The 19,833-nt window shown below is 36.9% G+C and carries 15 protein-coding genes; 4 read left to right on the forward strand and 11 right to left on the reverse strand.

The genetic code is table 11. The features are described from left to right. The first annotated feature begins 159 nt into the window (after nucleotides 1-159). Nucleotides 160-945 (forward strand): ATP-grasp domain-containing protein, encoded by a 786-nt coding sequence (locus LW139_RS11020; RefSeq protein WP_247849942.1) that lies wholly within the window; start codon nucleotides 160-162, stop codon nucleotides 943-945. Nucleotides 946-1,083: 138 nt separating this feature from the next. Here the strand turns inward: LW139_RS11020 and LW139_RS11025 are convergent, their stop codons facing one another. The 9 genes from LW139_RS11025 to LW139_RS11065 all read right to left on the reverse strand — a co-directional run bounded on the left by LW139_RS11025 (nucleotide 1,084) and on the right by LW139_RS11065 (nucleotide 13,018). Continuing rightward, nucleotides 1,084-2,601, reverse strand: a complete 1,518-nt coding sequence (locus LW139_RS11025; RefSeq protein ID WP_247849943.1) for a carbohydrate porin — start codon at nucleotides 2,599-2,601, stop codon at nucleotides 1,084-1,086. A gap of 666 nt (nucleotides 2,602-3,267) precedes the next feature. Then, entirely contained in the window at nucleotides 3,268-3,423 is a 156-nt protein-coding gene (locus LW139_RS11030; protein ID WP_164526352.1) for a hypothetical protein, read from the reverse strand. After that, nucleotides 3,416-4,267, reverse strand: a complete 852-nt coding sequence (locus LW139_RS11035; RefSeq protein WP_247849944.1) for a PadR family transcriptional regulator — start codon at nucleotides 4,265-4,267, stop codon at nucleotides 3,416-3,418. Before LW139_RS11035 ends, LW139_RS11030 begins: the two co-directional genes overlap by 8 nt. 455 nt (nucleotides 4,268-4,722) lie before the next feature. Further along, nucleotides 4,723-6,564 carry a tyrosine decarboxylase gene (locus tag LW139_RS11040; protein WP_247849945.1) on the reverse strand — a complete coding sequence of 614 codons (1,842 nt, stop codon included), beginning with the start codon at nucleotides 6,562-6,564 and terminating at the stop codon, nucleotides 4,723-4,725. 508 nt (nucleotides 6,565-7,072) lie between these two features. Next, a complete protein-coding gene (locus tag LW139_RS11045) occupies nucleotides 7,073-8,101 on the reverse strand; it encodes an NAD(P)H-quinone oxidoreductase (protein ID WP_166541143.1) in 1,029 nt (342 codons plus the stop codon). Between the two features lie 132 nt (nucleotides 8,102-8,233). Beyond that, complete coding sequence (locus LW139_RS11050) at nucleotides 8,234-9,118, reverse strand: 4Fe-4S binding protein (RefSeq protein ID WP_166541142.1); 885 nt, start codon at nucleotides 9,116-9,118, stop codon at nucleotides 8,234-8,236. Between the two features lie 14 nt (nucleotides 9,119-9,132). Then, entirely contained in the window at nucleotides 9,133-10,005 is an 873-nt protein-coding gene (locus LW139_RS11055; RefSeq protein ID WP_166541141.1) for a dimethyl sulfoxide reductase anchor subunit family protein, read from the reverse strand. Further along, on the reverse strand, nucleotides 10,002-10,631 hold the full coding sequence (locus LW139_RS11060; protein ID WP_109408131.1) for a DMSO/selenate family reductase complex B subunit: 630 nt from the start codon (nucleotides 10,629-10,631) through the stop codon (nucleotides 10,002-10,004). Before LW139_RS11060 ends, LW139_RS11055 begins: the two co-directional genes overlap by 4 nt. Continuing rightward, entirely contained in the window at nucleotides 10,628-13,018 is a 2,391-nt protein-coding gene (locus tag LW139_RS11065; RefSeq protein ID WP_227336925.1) for a DMSO/selenate family reductase complex A subunit, read from the reverse strand. The genes LW139_RS11060 and LW139_RS11065 overlap by 4 nt, the downstream gene beginning before the upstream one ends. A 571-nt stretch (nucleotides 13,019-13,589) precedes the next feature. On the opposite strand from LW139_RS11065, the gene LW139_RS11070 reads away from it, so the two are divergent. Together LW139_RS11070 and uspE are read left to right on the forward strand one after the other, a co-directional pair. Beyond that, entirely contained in the window at nucleotides 13,590-14,348 is a 759-nt protein-coding gene (locus tag LW139_RS11070; protein WP_072068170.1) for an FNR family transcription factor, read from the forward strand. Between the two features lie 143 nt (nucleotides 14,349-14,491). Then, on the forward strand, nucleotides 14,492-15,442 hold the full coding sequence (gene uspE / locus LW139_RS11075; RefSeq protein ID WP_166541139.1) for a universal stress protein UspE: 951 nt from the start codon (nucleotides 14,492-14,494) through the stop codon (nucleotides 15,440-15,442). A gap of 71 nt (nucleotides 15,443-15,513) precedes the next feature. Here uspE and pntB read toward each other — a convergent pair whose 3' ends face one another. Both pntB and pntA read right to left on the reverse strand, forming a co-directional pair. Continuing rightward, nucleotides 15,514-16,902, reverse strand: coding sequence for a Re/Si-specific NAD(P)(+) transhydrogenase subunit beta (gene pntB / locus LW139_RS11080; RefSeq protein ID WP_166541138.1), 1,389 nt, complete (start codon nucleotides 16,900-16,902; stop codon nucleotides 15,514-15,516). An 11-nt stretch (nucleotides 16,903-16,913) separates the two neighbouring features. Beyond that, nucleotides 16,914-18,443 carry a Re/Si-specific NAD(P)(+) transhydrogenase subunit alpha gene (pntA, locus tag LW139_RS11085; RefSeq protein WP_210813585.1) on the reverse strand — a complete coding sequence of 510 codons (1,530 nt, stop codon included), beginning with the start codon at nucleotides 18,441-18,443 and terminating at the stop codon, nucleotides 16,914-16,916. 386 nt (nucleotides 18,444-18,829) lie between these two features. On the opposite strand from pntA, the gene ydgH reads away from it, so the two are divergent. Beyond that, the gene (gene ydgH / locus LW139_RS11090; RefSeq protein WP_166541136.1) at nucleotides 18,830-19,783 is read left to right on the forward strand and encodes a DUF1471 family protein YdgH; all 954 of its coding nucleotides are present in this window, start codon (nucleotides 18,830-18,832) and stop codon (nucleotides 19,781-19,783) included. Nucleotides 19,784-19,833 lie beyond the last annotated feature (50 nt).

Below are 19,833 nucleotides of genomic sequence, written 5' to 3' on the forward strand. Positions count from 1 at the left end.
ACGAGTAAAATCAGTTATCTAGCTGAGAAAAGATCAAAAAATCGAGAGATCTCACAACTTAAAAAAGAGAACATGTAATTAAGAGAAAAAAGCTTCAAACCATTAAATAGAGCATTAAAATATCTTTCTTTGAATTTATTGAACTAAAAGGAATTACTTATGCAAATAATTTACCCTGATGATTATTCTAAAATTGGCAAACCCGATGAGGCCTTTGAGCAAGAATATCGTTGTGCCAAAGCACTCAACATCCATTGCTTGTTACTCTCATCAGAAGATGTCGCGTTGGGTAAATATAAGTTTTCACATCCACTTGAATCAGAACATCCCGTTATTTGGCGAGGATGGATGTTAAATAAAAATGAGTATCAACAGTTATACCATGCTGTGGATGTTCATGGCGGAAAAATGCTTGAAACACCTGAAGATTATATTCGTAACCATCATATAACTGGTTGGTATGAATATTGTAAAGAGTTCACACCAGAAACTGTTATTGTTAATGCAGAAACAGATTTTGAAAAGTTAACTAAGCAGCTTCAATGGCCAGCTTACTTTGTGAAAGATTATGTAAAATCGCTAACGACAACGAGAGGCTCTATCGCTAAAAATGCAGATGAGATTAGGGAAATATTAAAACTGATTACACAATTTAGGGGAAATATTGAAGGTGGCGTCAGCCTTCGCCGAGTTGAAGAATTTATTAATAATAGTGAGCGTAGATATTTTGTTTTAAATCAGAAAATATTTTCTGCGGATAATGAAATTCCTGAACTTGTAAGAAAAGTAGCGAAACAGATAAACACGCCATTTTATTCCATAGATGTAGTCAGGAATGCTGCTGGAGAGTTACGCTTAGTTGAGATTGGTGATGGGCAAGTTTCGGATATTAAAGAGTGGCAGGTTGAAAAACTGGTCAAAACCTTTCTTTTATCCGGTATTTGAGGTTTTACATATTTACCATTTTACATACTTATCGCTATACATACATAAAAAGCAAAGACTTCAACTAATAACAGTACATTAAAAATTGAAGTCTTTCGATGTGGGACTGATGTCTAACTTAAAGTATCAAAAATAAAATTAAAAGAGATACTTAAAGCGAATACGAGCACCATAGCGATCCTTATCACTACTATGTACATTTATCTCGTCTTTGCCATCTATCCGTGAATAATAAGCACCTAAATAGGTTTTAAAATTATCCATATCCAAGATATTAGGTAATTCATAAGAAGCAAATACTGTATTGATATTGTACTTACCAGGATTAAGCGTTAGATAGGTTTCATTTTGCTCATTATTTCCGCTTGTTTGATAGTAAGCTTTAATATCATTATGTGCATAGATATAACCTAATTGGAATTTACGCCACAATACATTACTACCAATTGAAAAATCATTTTCATCTTTAGCATCAAGATAAGCAGCACTTAAATTTGCAACAATGCCATTAATAGGATCATCAGCTAAAGTATCCCATTTTAACGTTAGACCATAACCAGTACGACGTGATTGATCTTGGAATTTTCCATTTTCATCCTCGTAACCATAAGCTTTACTTATTACGTTTGCGTCTATCGCACCTGCAATTGTTAAGTTACCTTTCTGCCATGCAACAACAGGTCTCATATAAATAACATTTTTACGATTATCAAGTTTACGCCCGTGATACTCACCATCTTTGAAAACTGAAGTTCCATCTTCAACTAATGCATTTAACTCAAAATACCAGTCGTTGTAATGTGTGTTAACCATCATGCTACCGCCATCACTACTACGACCACGCCCTTCTTTCATCATATAAATATAGCCAAAACCATCACCATATAAATCATTTGCGGTATTACCTGAATATTCGACAAAAGTATCTTGATTTAAAGGGAACATATCATACGCTTCATAACGGCCAATTTTATATTCCCATTTATTACGTTGACCAAAGTAAAAGGCAGCATCATCTAGATTCATTTTACCGGTCATGTCAGCCATAGGCTGAACACGAAAACCAGCATAATTGCCATTTTTTAATTCTCTCTCACCATCGATACCAATTAAAATACGCCCATTAAGTGACCACTTTTCGTTATCTTCAAAGTCTTTTTGCTTACCAGGCATCATTCTCATTGATGTTAATTGACCTTTTTTACTTGCCGCATCAATATTATATTCAACATCGCCATACAATTTGAGGTCACCCCAATTTGTATTAGTAGAGAAAAAACCTGTAGCTTCTTTATTCCCTGTATTAGCAAGCTGAACTGATTGTTTTTGTTGAAGTTCATTTAGCTGGGTTTGAGCGATATTGGCTTTAGCTTGAGCTTCATCTGATTGCTTTTCTAATACAGCAATGCGTTGCTCCATATTCATTGAAGCAACGTTATTTGTAGGCTTTCCTTTATATCCATTATTTGAATTAACGAGTTGTTCAAGACGAGCTGCTTTTTGTTCTGCAGCAGCAGCTCTTGCTTCAGCTGCATTCGCACGTTGTTCTAACGCATTTAATCTTGCTTCAATAGCACTTATATCAGTTTGCGCATTAGCACATAACGGTGTAGCGAGTATCAAACTTATCACTACAGATAATGCTTTCACTTTCATTCGAATATTCCTAAGTTAGCAAATGTTGATTCAATAAGTACGGCAAATACATAACAATCAACTTAGTCGATCGATTGTTCTATTTGATGAGCGTATTGTTATTTTTATGCGGAAATATTTTTATGAATATCAACCGCTTATTCGCATCGCTTTTTCTATTCTTAACAATAAATAAACCACTATCTATGTTACTTTTCTCTAATTTATGCGCATTAAATGCATGCATTATCGAGTAAGGTATACGTTTGAAGTAATGCACTTATTCTCGTTTAAGTGCTTACGAACGTTTATTATTTTGATCTGGTATTTATTTTATTGTTATTACAAGCATATCTCTGGTTTACGTTTTCTATTTTTATAATGGCTTACTAACCTAAATAAAATAATCGCTAACATGGAACATTTCCACAAACATTTATGATTTTTTTGATATCAGTACAATAACCTAAGAAAAACGCCACAAACGGCCATCAAAAAAAGATGACTTACAAAAATAAATGAAGGTAGTGATTGCTAAGATAGTCATTGGGAAGTAAAACAAGTTTTACAAGGAAATTGTTGGTTTCTGTTAGTTAAAAACCACTTTGTAAAGCAGTAGATAGGAGGAACAACGGGTAGAAGAAAAACTGACAGAGGTCATATCATGATAACCTCCGTCCATCATTATCATATTCTGCCAGGTTTACGTAATGCTCTACGAAAGTAAGAAACTGGCATTTTAGGGCAAATTTGCTCTTTTACAGCTGGATTATTTTCTAAATCCTCTTTTTCTATTTCATTATGTCTTCTTGTATTTTGTGGTTGAGTATCTGTTTTATTCATCTTCCCTTTCCTCTGAGATCAATGCCTCATTAATAGCTTCGATTTTCTCAACTGCTTCATTAAGAATGGAAGCAATACGTTCCGCTTTTTCCACAGAAAGCTCTTTTAACACCAGTTTATGGCGTAATACAGCCTTTAATTTTCCAACCGCAGATTCAATCTCTTCTGAAACACCACCCGCGTTTTGAGACAAGTCTCTCGCATAAGCAAGTTTTCTTTGAATATTGGCATCTATTTCCTGATGTTCAGTTAAAAATGCAGAGCCTTCAGGTGTAATGCTGTAATTTTTACGACCCTTTTCAGCAATGGTGGCAACCAGTAGATCTTGCTCTTCAAGTAATGTTAGTGTTGGATAAATAACACCGGGGCTAGGCACATATAATCCTGAAGAGGCTTCATCAATTTCACGAATAATTTCATAACCATGGCTCGGTTTTTTCGCAATCATGCTGAGTAATAAAACTCGTAAATCACCATGATCAAACATACGTTTTAATTGACGTCCTTGACCTTTACCTCGCCCACCGCATCCACGACCGCGTTGTTTGCCTTGTCTTTCAGAACCATGTTCACCATGACAGCATTCACCGTGACCCTCATGTCCATGACCATGTTCACCATGACGACATTCACCGCGACCTTCATGTCCATGACCATGCTCACCATGACCTTCATGTCCGTGACCATGTTCACCATGACAGCAATGCTCGCCGTGATTTCCATGGCTCCGACCTTGTTTAACTTTACCTCCACAACGCCCTTTTCCGTTTCCGTGACCATGACTACCATGTTCACCATTTTCAGCACGCTGTTGATAAAGTGAGTGTAATGCTCGAATCATCATAAATATTCCCTCATTGTTTTAGATATATCGAATTCATGTAATGCAATATAAACCGATATATCTAAATTATCAAGCTTTAGATATATCTAAATGTATTACTAAATCAATTTTATCTTTAACAATATGATTTATTTATGATTATATCCATACAAGAAAGAGTGTTATTATGAATGATTCTCATTCTCTAGCTTGCTTTTATGTGCTATCAATGGAAATAAAAGAAGAAAAAATCAAAATAGTTATAAAAAATAAATTTTGAGGAAGTGATCGTCGTTCTGTTTTAGTGAGCTGATGATTGTAAGTAATAAAGAGAAAACGATAAGTGACGATGTCACTTATTTTGTAAGGGGAACAATTAGATGCGGACATTAAACCACCCAAAAAGCGAAGATAATGAGATATCACTCACTTCTTCGTTTTTCAGGCTGGATATTTTTAGTGATCAAAAGTTATTGTTATAACTCTCTCTCTAGCGCAGATAAAACGACCTTCTTAATATATTGGTACCCTGCCTCAATTTGTTGTTTATCACCTATTTGCGTACTTTTTATAGTAAGTTGTAACAGACTTAAATGCTTGATTGTTTCCCACTCATTTTTATCTAGATAACACTCATGACAAAACTGTGCGGGTGCATCATCACTATTACGAACACAAAGTGTAAGTAAGCTTAGGTCTTGTCTATAGTGACTTTTTACAACTAAGTGTTCATATATTTCTTTATTCAGCTTATTTTGTGTTTCTAAACACGTATTCCCTTTTTTCACAACTGCAAAATTCAATTTATTAAAATCGGATGCTGATAAAACTCGAATAAAGTAGTGCTCCCCTTCCTTTTCAAAGGATTGAGCTTGATTAAAGAATTGTTCAAGTTTGACTCGTGTTTCCCATTGAATTTGAGCATATTTTCCATATCCCGATAAAGTAAAGGGATAAAGTTGATGTACACTCCACATCGAAGCCACTGCAGGTGCTGATTGAATACCGTCAATTTCGGGAACACCATCAGCTTGCTCTGGACATAATCTTGGTGGATTGGTTAGAAAATGACTCATGCGTGCATCTTTAATACAAACGACACCCGTGGGATAAGGTGAAAAGCCAGCTTGAAAAGGCTCAAAAGAGACAGAGTCTGCAAGAGAAAGCTGTGTGACGCTTTCATATATTTCTGGCGTTAATTCAAGTAGAGGCGCTTCTTTTTTTAGTTTTTTGCACAACGTCTTATAAGGAATAAGTTCGTAATTATCATCAAGAAACAAACTTTTCATATAACCAAATTGTGAAGCATCTATATGAATATAAAAAGAATTTTTGTATTTCTCCTCACATTCTCTTCTTAATTCAAAAAGTGGTCTTAATTTATCAATGCTGCCATAAGATGGGGAGCCTAACATACCAATAATACCCAAAATAGGTTCGCCCTGTTCAATAAGACGTAAAACAATACTACGCATTTTTTCAGTATCTGTTTTAAATGATCCATCAATAGGCAATGCAATAAGGTTGTCATATCCTAACCCCAATATATCCATTGCTTTCTTCCAAAATTCAAAACGCGAAACAGGGACAAGTAATTTCCCTAAATGCATTGTTTTTGTCATACCCGTTCCCCGGCATGTCAAATAACTAACATCATCAAAAATCTTACGTTTATGGAGTTGTTCACCCATAGCTAGAATATCTGAGATAGACATATTGAATAACTCAAATGCTTTTTTATCTGCAACCAAATCTCGTGACTTGGGATGGCGGGCAATTGCCATTGGTAATGTTTTTAAATTTCTAAGTGCCCATAATATTTCATAACAAGCAAGGGTATGGCTTGTCGTGATATGCCCAAATGCATCTTTCGATGAAAAGCCAATTAATTTACAGAGATCTTCTATAATTTCCTTTTCTTGTTGTTTTTGTAAGGGCGAATGGTGATTAAAAACATTATCTGAATTGTAAGCCAATGCAGAAAGATAGCCGAATTTAGCCAATTGCATCACCTGTGAATGATGATGAGAAAAATAAGGCTCAATATCTGATTGAGTAAAATTGCTTTGCTGTTTTAGCGACTCTAAAATAGAGTCAAAAGAATTATCTACTACTTTTTTTTCAATTGTACAATTTTTTATTTTAGTCTCTAAATTATCACTATTATTTTTTTTTGCTTTACTTGCATTAGGAAAAGAATACTCACTATTCATTAATATTTTTGCCATCTCTCGATGATAACATGCTAGCGTATCAACGGTTTGGGTATGGTATACACGCTCTGCAGCACTCAGACAGGTTTGTTTATGATTTGCCATCATCGCACCTATATATAAATTTTTGTTATTTGTTTTAATGAGAATTGTGTTTATTAATCGTAAATAATTAATCTCTATTCAAATGATATACTACATGATGAGTAAGAATCTTCTTTATTTTATTGATATCAGTTAAGATTTTTTCAATTCAACCTAAAGTTTTCTCTATTTAATGATTAATGATTTAGTTTTATTTGTTAGTTTCTTTATTTTATTATCAATTTTGATTTAAGTTACTTTTCAGTCAATGTGATATTATTTTTACTAAGGTTAATACTTAAACCCACCTTAATTAGAATTAATAAATATTTCTATCGCCCAACATCAATTAAAGAGGATAGATATTAAATTTTATGCGCCACCAAAAATATATTTATTTAATTGTTATTCATTTTTACTTCAATATATAAAAAAACACATGATAAATTGCTCATGTGTTTTTCGGAATATTCGCTTTTTTAAACAAAAAATAACCATTACTTCTTATAACAAATAATATTTAATACTCTTAGTTACTATCATTTACGTTATAAGTCGTATTTTCTAGCACAACTTTACCAATTAAATCACCAGACTCCATTAACTGATGAGCTTTTCCTGCTTCTGTTAATGGGAAAATGGCATTAATTATTGGCTTAATTTTACCTTCAGCAATCAATGGCCACACATGTTGTTTTAATTCTTGTGCAATGTGAGCTTTTTCTTCTACTGAACGGGAACGCATCGTTGAGCCGGTATGAATTAATCGTTTAACCATCATTGGCATCATATTTACATTTTTAGGCATCCCTTTCATCATGCCCACTTGTATTATGCGTCCAAATTTGCTCGCAACTTGGTAGTTCTTCTCGACATAATCTCCACCGATAATATCAAGTACAACATCGACACCTTTACCGTGAGTTAAGATAGGAATTTCTTTAGCAAAATCGGTTTGTTTGTAATTGATGACATAATCAGCACCAATTTTGTAAGCTACTTCCTTTTTTTCTTCAGAACCTACGGTTGTATAAATGGTTGCCCCTATAGCATGGGCAAGCATAATTGCAGTAGAACCGATCCCAGAAGTTCCACCATGAATAAGAACAGATTCGCCCTGTTTTAGTTTGCCTAATTGAAATAAATTAGCCCAGACGGTAAAGAAGTTTTCAGGTAATGCAGCTGCTTCAATATCTGTTAAATTCATTGATGGTAATGCGATGTCTTCATGTGCAATACAATATTGAGAGTAACCACCACCTGCGACTAAAGCACAAACCCGATCACCCAATTGCCATTTAGTACAACTTTCACCTAAAGCCACTACTTCTCCAGAAACTTCAAGGCCTGGAATAGGCGAAGCATCTGCTGGTGGCGGATAGCTTCCTTGTCTTTGAAAGATATCAGGTCGATTAACACCTGAGACGGCAACTTTAATTAAAAGATAATGAGGAGGAAGTGAAGGTATGGGTGATATTTTTGCTTGTAATTTGTCTATATCACCAGGTTCTGTAATAGCAATCTCTAACATGTTTGCAGGTAAAACAGTATTCATCATATGCTCCCATTTAATTTATCCACTCTCTGATCTTAACGCTAATTAAGCTTTTTCTATCACTTATCTTACTTATTTCAAGAAAAGTGTTCGCCGATTAAGCAATAAATAGATCAAAGTGTATTTAAAGGAAGATTATAACCAACCTTGCTTCTGATGTTGTATGCAAATCGGGCATAATGTTGCATCAGATTTCCATGATAAGAAAGCTAACCGACATTTTTCACAGTGTGCATCATAATAGTGATAAAAAATGGGTTCGTTATTTTTAGCGACATGTTCTTTAACATGAATGGATTTAGGGAAACAAACAACTTCACAATTCATACAACCAGTACAACGTTTTTCATCCAGTTTGAATATATTGTTTTCGAGTTCAATCGCACCTTCATCACAGACCTTTGCACATGCGGAACAAAGAATACATGTTTCGGTATCTAACTGAATTTGAAACCAACTATCTTCTGGATATAGTTGTTTTCTTGCATTTAATCCTGTTCTTACTTGATCTTTATTTAATGGTTTTTCATCAAGTTTTTGACGAAAAAGCATAAAACGACGACCACTATCAATATCAGTAGGTTCTGTGATCATTAATTGCCAGATAGGCTCTTGTAATGTTTTTAGTTGAAGATTTAAATTCGCCAAAACAGGAAGCCATTTATCCACTAAAGGTTGCGCTATTTTCATTCCTCTAATGTGATATTGACGATGCCACACTAACAATTCTTCTGTGCTTGCTAGCGGTTCATCATGATTAACAACAAGATAATTATCCTGATGTGTTCTTTCATGAGGTGTAATGTTTTCTATTGCATCGACAGGGCAAGTAAATAGACAATTACCGCATTGAAAACAGCGTTCATTATCTATTTTTACTTCTAGATGACCAAAAGTGATAGCGCCCACAGGACAAACTTTAGAGCAACTATCACATAGGCTTTGTTTGAGGCGTTTTCTAACACATTTATCATTAATAATTGGTTCAGGAGGAAGATCCACCTTAATAAAACGCCTCATACTTCACTACTCCACTACTTTACAATAAAGAATGCAAAACGATTGAGAATTTCTGCAATCAGTATTGTTGCGCTACTTGCTAATACCATACGCAATCCTGAAGTAAATACAGCATTACGATATTTCCATACGCTGTATCCCATCATTAAAATACCAAGAATTGACAAAATCCATGCAGATATTCTTAATCCGAATGTTTCATTATACGCAATGATAGGCGTATGAGGGAACGTTATTGCATCATTTGTTGAAATGACTGATGACATCCATTCTAAATAAAAGGGTTGCTCCGCCATACGTAATGTTACTGTAAGAAAAATAACCACTAATGCACTGATTACAATTCTTTTTGCTAGCTCACTATTTACAAAGGCTTTAACGCGAAGTGCTGTTATTAATAGCGCTATAGCGGCCCCAGTTGAAAATAGTGCGCCTATAAACATAAAGTAAGTATTAACGTGCATCCATGTCAGCATCGAAGTGTTGTAATACAATGACGCCATACATATTATATCAATGATGCCAAGCAGACCAATAACCGCTAATAAGGTTTTGTTCATGTGCCCTTTAATCAAAACCACTAAGGTATAAAGGCATAACGCACCAAGATAAACGGCAGCAAATATGATTTCACGACTCAACCATGATGAAGAAATATGGCGTAATGCATGAAAAGCATTCCATGGATATCCCATATGTAACGTTGATGCTAATAATCCTAAACACCCTAAAATAGCGGCAGTTAATAACACGGGTCGCATAGCAACCGTGGCTCTTTGATTACCAATCTCTTTTTCTAACCAACAAAAATAAAGGGCTGAAAAAAGAGTTACGCCAACAGAACTCTGGACGAATAAAGTAAAGGTCACTAATGGCCATTCATTCATGCTTGAACTCCTCCCTTTTTCGTCGCACCAGTATGAGGTTTGATAACTAAATTTGGATTTGTCATCGTAAAGTCAGGTAATCCTTGAACTTGGCTTAAATGCCCATATTTCGCTCTTAACTCTTTAATCTTGCCAAACTTAATCGCATTTAGCGGGCATGTATCAACACAAATTGGATTTTTGCCTTCTGATAGTAAATCAATACAAAAATCACATTTTGACATTTGTCCGGTCTCTTCATTCATTTGTGGTGCGCCATAAGGGCATGACCATGCGCAATAACCACAACCTACACATTTAGAGGTATCAACACGAACAATGCCATCACCTTCACGTTTGTGCATTGCTGTTGTTGGGCAGTTTTTCACACAAACGGGTGATTCGCAGTGGTTACAAGAAATAGTTAATGTATATGCAAACACATTATTAACCAGACCACCTTGCCCTGTCGGTGCAAAACCGCCTCCTTTTACTTCATAAATACGGCGAAAACGGCGACCAACTTCTAAATTATTTTTATCTTTACATGCTACTTGGCAAGCTTTGCAACCAGAACAACGAGAGGAATCAATAAAGAAACCGAGCTGTTCATCGCTTACCGGTGCATATTCTTTAAAGTCACTCATGCTTTGGTTACCTCAACTAAAACAGTTAAATGTGAATTACCATGTGATAATGGTGTCATTCGTGTCGATGTTAAAACGTTAGGGCACCCCCCATGATCAACGCCGTTTTCATCGGGAGCCCACCAAGCACCGGCTTGTAAACCAACAACACCAGGAATAATGCGTTGTGTTACTAATGCTGGGATCTCAGTTATTCCGCGTTCGTTATAAATACGCACCATATCACCATTTTTGATACCTCTATTTTCAGCATCAATTGGATTTATCCACGCCTCTTGACGTTGAGCTTCTTGTAACCAAGGATTAGCGTACTGCGTTGAGTTAGCTCGATTTTTTCCTTTCCAAGTCAACATTTGTAATGGATATTTTTCTGTTAATTTGTCTTCTGGGCCTTCAATTGCTGGCACATAATGAGACAAAGCCGGAATATCCGGATTATTCATGTCATAAAGACGTTTAGAAAAAATCTCAATTTTACCTGAAGGTGTTGGGAATGGATTATTTTCAAAGTCACTGATGTTTTTTTCAAAGGCAACAAAAGGTTTATCTTTAAAAAGATAACGGCGTGTTTTTTGTAACTCTTCAAAATTAGGAAAATCAGGTCTATCTTCAAAACGTGTTTTGTTAATATCAACAAGGTGAGCAATCCATTCTTTCTCACTACGACCTTCAGTGAAAGCTTCTTTTACACCCATTTTTTCCGCAACTTCTGTAATCCATTCATAATCAGAACGGCGTTCAAAAGCGGGCTCAACAACTTTTTCAGAAAGTAGGAAGTAATTTCCTGTTCCCCACGTATTTCCTATGTTCCAGCGTTCCAAGAAACTGGTTTCAGGTAAAACGAGATCGGCATATTTTGCAGAAGGTGATAAATAGAGATCGCTGACAACAATAAATTCTACCTTTGAATCATCTTCTAGTAATTTAGCGGCTGCATTCACATCTGGGTTTTGATTAACTAAATAATTACCCGCTAAAGAGAAGATCATCTTGATATTTGAATCAAGTTTATCCGCATCAACAAGCCCATCCTCAACACGAACTTTACTTGCATCTTCAACAGCTTGCATCCAGTTCATTATCGAGATTTTAGCTTTAACTGGATTATTACCAATATTAGGTCCACGCATAGATTGACGATTACCAATACCACCGTAACCCGCAGCCCAAGCGCCTTTTTTACCCACATTACCTGTGATTGCTGCCAATAATGAAGATCCTCGCGCACTACGTTCACCACAAATATGGCGTTGAGGTCCCCAACCTTGAATTAGAGCAGCAGGTTTAGTCATTGCATATTCGCGTGCTAGCTGACGAATAGTATTAGCGGGTACTCGAGTGATTTTTTCTGCCCATTCAGGTGTTTTTTCTATGCCATCTTTTTTACCCGTTAAATAAGCAACCAAAGATTCATTAGCAGGAACACCTTCAGGCATGTGATCTTCATCAAAACCCACGACATACTTATCAATAAAAGGTTTATCATGAAGATTTTCAGTAACAATGACATACATCATTGCATCCATTAAGGCATTATCTGTCGTTGGTAAGAGAGGTATCCATTGATCAGCTAAAGATTGCGCAGTATCAGAATAACGAGGATCGACCACAATAAACTTAGTACCATTATTTTTCATCTTTTGAAAATAATGGTTAGTATGCCCAAAAATAGTTTCATTAGGGTTATGGCCCCATAAGATCACTAATGGTGTGTCTTCGAGGGTGTCTAAAGAGCTACCTGTTTTTGCAATACCATAAGTATAAGGCGTTACCTTTAAGGTGTTACCCAAGCTAACCGAATGGTAATAAGGAAGATAGCCTCCTGTTAAGTTAAAGAGTTTCTTCATCATGGTATCACCAGAGAAGATCCCCCCTGTTACTGCTGTGCTCACTGTTAAAAAACGACTTCCAGCACCATGTTTCTCCGTTAAACGAGTCACATTTTCCGCAATGAGCGTTGTTGCCTCATCCCATGAAATGCGTTCAAATTTGCCTTCACCACGTTTGCCGACCCTTTTCATTGGGTATTTCAATCTATCAGCATGGTAAGAAAACTTGCGATAACCTCGTCCACGCACACATGCCCTCATAACAGGCATAGCTTCATCTAATTCATTATCTGGTCTCGTGGTAATACGAGTAACAATACCTTCCTTTATATGTGCACGGATATCACACTTACCACCACAGTCAAAAGTACTACATGTAGCAACAACAGTGGCCGGTTCGTTATCATTTCGTGCAATAGGTAAGCTTTTATCTATATTAGCTTGTGCATTTCGTGCGAAAAAAGGCACAGTAACTAATGCCGCACTTGTTTGAACAAAATGGCGACGACTTAAAGACATCATCCCTTTGTTTTCTTCACTTTTTTCTATTTTTTTCATTAGTTTATCATTCTCACATAACAACTCTCATCAGTGAAAATAATAGGGTATAGTGGTAAACCCTCATTGATGTATATCAATACCACTTAATAGGTAATAGAATGTTTCAATTTTCCGCACTTCTTTGCAGTTCCCCCATCTTTTATAAGGAAAAGCTAATTCAAGGTAGCATTAAGTTGTATCAAAAATACACCTAGTTAACTTTACTTATTTTTTGTTAAGAAAATAAAGAGTTATGTATAAAAAACACGAATTTAAGGTAAAGCCGTAAACTAAATGTCAATATAAAGATAGAAAATATTGAAGCACGCCTTCATTTTTGGCTTTTGACGAGGATAATTTAGTAATAGCACTATAATTTCATTAGAAAATCGAATAATATACCAATCGAGTATAGGGTTAGCGCAAATTGTTCTAAATAAGCCTTTAAGCAAAACATCGTTTTTATCAAGATACATGTTTTGTTACATTCAGAATTATTTCTACACGTATCGTTATTCCCCTTACCAATTACTGCAATATGTGTTAAAATTGACGCATATCAATATTTTTATTTGTAATGAGCAAGCTTATGATCCCAGAAAAACGCGTCGTTCGCCGAATCCAATCTGGCGGTTGTGCAATCCATTGTCAGGATTGCAGTATTAGCCAGCTCTGCATCCCGTTTACTTTAAACGAGCATGAGCTTGATCAACTCGATAATATTATCGAGCGTAAAAAGCCCATCCAAAAAGGTCAAACCTTGTTTAAAGCCGGTGATGAGCTGAAATCACTTTATGCCATACGTTCCGGTACTATTAAAAGTTATACTATTACGGAAGAAGGCGACGAGCAAATAACAGGATTTCATCTTGCTGGTGATTTGGTTGGATTTGACGCCATTATTAATACTGAACACCCTAGTTTCGCTCAAGCCTTAGAAACATCAATGGTTTGCGAAATTCCATTTGAGACTTTGGATGATCTGTCAGGCAAAATGCCTAACTTACGTCAACAAATGATGCGCCTGATGAGTGGTGAAATCAAAGGTGACCAAGAGATGATCTTACTGCTATCGAAAAAGAATGCAGAAGAACGTCTGGCTGCTTTTATTTATAACCTCTCTCGTCGTTTCGCTCAGCGTGGTTTTTCTCCTCGTGAATTCCGTTTAACCATGACACGCGGTGATATCGGTAATTACTTGGGTTTAACCGTTGAAACGATTAGCCGTTTATTAGGTCGCTTCCAAAAAAGTGGCATGTTAAGCGTTAAAGGTAAATATATTACCATCGAAGATGGTACGTTATTAAGTGAACTAGCGGGTAAACTTCCTTCGTCAGCTGAAGTTTAATATCTGTTACATTTCACTCGCTAATTTTATAACGGGGCACACAAATTTGTGCCCCGTTTTCTATTTTGTACTATTGAATTTTATCTTCTTGGGTTATCTTTAAATTGTAGATGGATAAATCCAGCCCTAAAGAGGATATTACAATGGAAAAATATCAAAACCTTCTCGTTGTCATTGATCCTAACCAAGATGACCAACCAGCACTTCGCCGTGCTGTCTATATCGTTCAGCGTAATGGTGGGCGGATAAAAGCTTTTCTACCTGTTTATGATCTCTCCTATGACATGACAACCCTTTTATCTCCCGATGAACGCAACGCAATGCGCAAAGGTGTTATTAGTCAAAAAGCAGCTTGGATCAAACAACAGTCTCGCTATTACCTTGAAGCCGGTATAGAAATTGATATTAAAGTCATTTGGCATAATCGACCTTATGAAGCCATTATTGAAGAAGTCGTAGCACATCAGCATGACTTACTCATAAAAATGGCTCATCAACACGATAAATTAGGTTCACTTATTTTTACTCCTCTAGATTGGCAATTACTTAGAAAATGCCCTTGCCCTGTCTGGATGGTTAAAGATAAAGAGTGGCCTGAATACGGCGCTATTGTCGTAGCAGCAAATTTATCAAATGAAGAATCTTATCATGATGCTCTTAATCTAAAACTTATTGAATTAACAACTGATTTGTCTCATCGCATACAAAAAGATCCTGATGTTCATCTACTCAGTGCTTATCCTGTTGCACCGATTAATATTGCGATTGAGTTACCTGATTTTGATCCTAATCTTTATAACAATGCACTTCGTGGTCAGCATCTTATTGCGATGAAAGAGTTGCGCCAGAAATTCTGCATCCCTGAAGAGAAAACACATGTTAAAGAAGGATTACCAGAACAAGTTATTCCTCAAGTTTGTGAAGAGTTAAATGCAGGTATTGTTGTTTTAGGTATTTTAGGAAGAACCGGGCTTTCAGCAGCCTTCTTAGGAAATACCGCAGAACAATTGATAGACCATATCAAATGTGATTTATTGGCCATCAAACCAGATGGTTTTACCTGCCCTATTACAGTTGATAGCGATCACGATTGATAGTTGAAGTATCCATTAAAAAAGCCAGTCAAAGAATTGACTGGCTTTTCACTATTCACTATCTGTATCTATTACAGTGCTTTTAAAATTGCGTCTACGCTAGCTTTAGCATCGCCAAATAACATTTGCGTATTCTCTTTAAAGAATAGAGGATTCTGAACCCCAGCATAACCTGTATTCATGGAGCGTTTAAACACAATGACGTTTTGTGCTTTCCACACTTCTAACACAGGCATACCTGCAATTGGGCTATTTGGATCATCTTGTGCTGCTGGGTTTACCGTATCGTTAGCACCAATAACTAAAACAGTATCAGTATCAGAGAAGTCATCATTAATTTCATCCATTTCTAATACAACGTCATAAGGTACTTTAGCTTCCGCTAACAATACATTCATATGGCCCGGTAAACGCCCTGCTACCGGGTGAATACCAAAACGTACTTTCACACCACGTTGACGTAATTTCTCAGTGATGTCATGCACAGGGTATTGTGCTTGAGCCACCGCTAATCCATAACCAGGAGTGATAATGACAGATGTTGAATTTTTCAGCATATCAGCGACTTCTTCAGCCGTTGTTTCGCGATACTCTCCCATTTCACCATCTTCAGTTGGAGCTGAACCATCTGTACCAAATCCACCTGCTATTACGCTAATAAAGGAACGATTCATCGCTTTACACATAATATAAGAAAGGATCGCACCTGAAGAACCCACTAATGCACCGGTTACGATTAACAGATCATTGCTCAACATAAAGCCTGCGGCGGCGGCGGCCCATCCTGAGTAGGAGTTCAGCATCGAAACAACCACTGGCATATCAGCGCCACCTATCGATGCAACTAAATGCCAACCAAATGCTAATGCAATTACTGTCATTACGATGATTAAGAAAACTTGTAAGCCAACACTGTCGGTTTTAACAAACCAAACCATCAATAAGAAAGAAACAACTAAAGCAGCAAGATTTAATTTATGGCGATTAGGCAACATCATCGGTTTCGACGACATTTTTCCACTTAATTTACCATAAGCAACAATCGAACCTGTGAATGTAACAGCACCAATGAAGATCCCTAAAAAGACTTCTGTTAGATGGATATTCACCATCACAGGATCCATTGCTGTGTTGTGGTCAAGATAACTGTTAAAACCAACTAATACAGCCGCTAAACCTACAAAACTGTGTAAGATTGCAACCAATTCTGGCATTTGAGTCATTTCGACTTTTTTAGCTAAACGGATACCAATAACAGCACCGATTACCATTGCAATAATGATCCAACCTACATTGCCAGCATAAGGCCCAAAAATGGTTGCGAACAGTGCAATCGCCATCCCTGCAATACCAAAGTAGTTACCTTGTTTAGAGGTTTCATGCTTTGATAAGCCGGCAAGGCTAAAAATAAATAATATTGCGGCGACAATATATGCCGCTGTAACAACTCCGCTGGACATAATTGTCTCCCTTATCCTTTACGGAACATTTTCAACATACGTTGAGTAACAGTAAATCCACCAAAAATATTAATACTCGCAATTAAAATTGCGACAAACGAAAAGAGGCTAACCCAACCACCACTCCCAATTTGGAGTACAGCACCGACAACGATAATGCCTGAAATTGCGTTTGTAACTGACATCAATGGTGTATGCAATGAATGGCTAACATTCCACACAACGTAATATCCCACCACACAAGAAAGCGCGAATACTGTAAAGTGAGATAAAAACTCTTTTGGTGCAACATTGGCAAGCCATGCAAATAATAAGAAAGCAATAGCTAATAAGCCGTATTTCTTCCAAGGTGAAACAGGTTTAGCAACGGGTTTCTCTTGTGGTTTCGCAGCAGGTGCAGCTTTAGGTTGTGCTGAAACTTGAATCGGTGGTGCAGGCCATGTTACTTCACCAGCACGAATAACAGTCACACCTCTAATAACAACATCATCAAAGTCAATATTGATATTGCCGTCTTTCTCTTTACAAAGTAATTTCAGTAAATTGACTAAGTTAGTACCGTAAAGCTGAGACGATTGTGCCGGCAAGCGAGCTGCAAGATCTGTGTAACCAATAATTTTTACGCCATGTTCTGTCGTAAAGACTTTATTAGGTACGGTATATTCGCAGTTCCCTCCATTTTGGGCAGCCAGATCAACAACCACACTCCCTGGCTTCATTGAATCAACCATTTCTTTCGTAATTAAACGAGGTGCTGGCTTTCCTGGAATTAATGCGGTTGTAATGATGATATCAACATCTTTTGCTTGTTCTGCAAATAACGCCATTTCAGCATCAATAAAGGCTTTTGACATTACCTTCGCGTAACCATCACCACTGCCTGCTTCTTCCTTAAAATCAAGCTCAAGGAATTCAGCGCCCATACTTTGAACTTGTTCTTTCACTTCAGGGCGAGTATCAAATGCACGAACAATTGCGCCAAGGCTTCCTGCTGCACCAATTGCAGCAAGACCTGCAACACCGGCACCAATCACCATCACTTTAGCTGGTGGTACTTTACCCGCAGCAGTAATTTGCCCTGTGAAGAATCGACCAAACTCATGAGCTGCTTCAACAACAGCACGATAACCAGCAATGTTTGCCATCGAGCTCAATGCATCAAGAGATTGTGCACGAGAAATACGTGGCACACTATCCATGGCCATAACATTAATGTTCTTTTCAGCTAGTTTTTCGAGCAATGGCGCATTTTGTGCTGGCCATATAAAGCTCACTAACGTTGCACCTTCTTGCAATAATGTTATTTCATTATCAAGTGGTGCATTAACCTTCAAAATAATGTCTGACTGCCAAACATTTTGGAGGTCGAGGATTTCAGCACCAGCTTCTTGATAAGCTTTATCTTCAAAGCTTGAAGCAATACCAGCACCATTTTCAATTGCGACTGTGAATCCTAATTTTATGAGTTGTGTTACTGTGGCTGGTGTTGCCGCAACCCTTGTTTCATTAGAAAGTCGCTCTTTGGGTATACCAATTCGCATAATTTTCCCTTCTTATCCATAGTGACCTGTTAAAACTTCTCCGTTAACTTCACATTCATGCAAAAAAAATGTTAAAAATAATAATATGCATGCCATTAATCGGAGCTCTAATAACCTACTGAAAATAAAACCAATAATCTATATCTGTGTAAAGCTAAAATTGAACTTAATTGGATCATTTTAGTCGAAAAGGCATATTTATGAATTATTCACTATATTCAGGTAAATATCTGGTAACATATACTGGTCATTTGACTCTGTGGTGATTCGCTAAATAAAATAATGCGACAAATGCTATTATTACATGTAATAATTAATCCCTATGTGATAAACCACTACGTTCAGCACATGACCAATATTAATTGCGCAAGGCGGAAGGATTTTGTATGAAGCTGAAAACCTCAGTCATCGCAGCAGCGATGTTGTCTTTAACTAATATCACTGTTGCGCAGGCTGCTCAGGAATTAACACCCGAACAAGCTGCAGAACTAAAACCATTTGAAAGAATCACAGTTATCGGTCGTTTTAACGCTATTTATGAAGCCGCTGATGCGGTATCTCGTCGTGCGGATAAAGTCGGTGCTGATAGTTTCTACATTCAAGGTCTAGATGATATTAGTGATAGTGGCAACATGAGTGTTACTGCTGATCTATACCATAAAGATGCACCCAAAGCAGAAGAAGAAAGCTACCGTATTTTTCATGGCGTAACTGAATTACCAAAACCTGAAGCAATTCTGTTACAACCATTTGATACTGTTTCTATCCGTGGTTACTTCCCAACAACCCCTGATATTAACGATGCAATTGCAAAAGCGGCTGCTAAAAAAGGTGCTGCATCATTCTTTATTGTACGTAATGTATCGACAAATGATGGTGGTAACCAAGAAGTTACAGCTTATATCTACAAAAAAGATGCACCTAAACGCGCTATTCAAGCACCAGAAGCCGTTGTTCCTTATGATTCTGATGCCGGTCGCGCACTTATTGCTGAAGGCGGAGCTTCTGCCAATAAAGTTGAAAAGCCAGGTCTTGCATCAAACACTGATTTTGATAGAAGTGTAGGTGCATTTGCTGATACACAAACTTCGGGTGCAAGTGGTCGTTACACTGTCACATTACCTGATGGTACTGAAATCCAAGAAGTCAACAAAGCTGCTGCTGCATTAATGGACCCTTTTGATACCATTACATTTAGCGGATACTTTGTAAACTCACCAGAAATTTCTTATCAGGTTGCTAAACGTGCTGCCGCAAAAGGTGCCAAGTATTACCATATTACAAATGAATGGCAAAGTGATGGTGGTACAGTCACTATTACTGCTGACCTATTCAAGTAATAAAACTTCCTAATTAATAAAAACCTTGCTTATGCGAGGTTTTTTTTTAC

This window comes from Proteus vulgaris (assembly GCF_023100685.1).
Taxonomy (GTDB): domain Bacteria; phylum Pseudomonadota; class Gammaproteobacteria; order Enterobacterales; family Enterobacteriaceae; genus Proteus.

Bases quoted from the DNA above. Each gene is read 5' to 3' on its own strand.
- LW139_RS11020 (WP_247849942.1), top strand. From the start codon at position 160: ATGCAAATAATTTACCCTGATGATTATTCTAAAATTGGCAAACCCGAT.
- LW139_RS11025 (WP_247849943.1), bottom strand. From the start codon at position 2,601: ATGAAAGTGAAAGCATTATCTGTAGTGATAAGTTTGATACTCGCTACA.
- LW139_RS11030 (WP_164526352.1), bottom strand. From the start codon at position 3,423: ATGAATAAAACAGATACTCAACCACAAAATACAAGAAGACATAATGAA.
- LW139_RS11035 (WP_247849944.1), bottom strand. From the start codon at position 4,267: ATGATGATTCGAGCATTACACTCACTTTATCAACAGCGTGCTGAAAAT.
- LW139_RS11040 (WP_247849945.1), bottom strand. From the start codon at position 6,564: ATGGCAAATCATAAACAAACCTGTCTGAGTGCTGCAGAGCGTGTATAC.
- LW139_RS11045 (WP_166541143.1), bottom strand. From the start codon at position 8,101: ATGATGAATACTGTTTTACCTGCAAACATGTTAGAGATTGCTATTACA.
- LW139_RS11050 (WP_166541142.1), bottom strand. From the start codon at position 9,118: ATGAGGCGTTTTATTAAGGTGGATCTTCCTCCTGAACCAATTATTAAT.
- LW139_RS11055 (WP_166541141.1), bottom strand. From the start codon at position 10,005: ATGAATGAATGGCCATTAGTGACCTTTACTTTATTCGTCCAGAGTTCT.
- LW139_RS11060 (WP_109408131.1), bottom strand. From the start codon at position 10,631: ATGAGTGACTTTAAAGAATATGCACCGGTAAGCGATGAACAGCTCGGT.
- LW139_RS11065 (WP_227336925.1), bottom strand. From the start codon at position 13,018: ATGAAAAAAATAGAAAAAAGTGAAGAAAACAAAGGGATGATGTCTTTA.
- LW139_RS11070 (WP_072068170.1), top strand. From the start codon at position 13,590: ATGATCCCAGAAAAACGCGTCGTTCGCCGAATCCAATCTGGCGGTTGT.
- uspE (WP_166541139.1), top strand. From the start codon at position 14,492: ATGGAAAAATATCAAAACCTTCTCGTTGTCATTGATCCTAACCAAGAT.
- pntB (WP_166541138.1), bottom strand. From the start codon at position 16,902: ATGTCCAGCGGAGTTGTTACAGCGGCATATATTGTCGCCGCAATATTA.
- pntA (WP_210813585.1), bottom strand. From the start codon at position 18,443: ATGCGAATTGGTATACCCAAAGAGCGACTTTCTAATGAAACAAGGGTT.
- ydgH (WP_166541136.1), top strand. From the start codon at position 18,830: ATGAAGCTGAAAACCTCAGTCATCGCAGCAGCGATGTTGTCTTTAACT.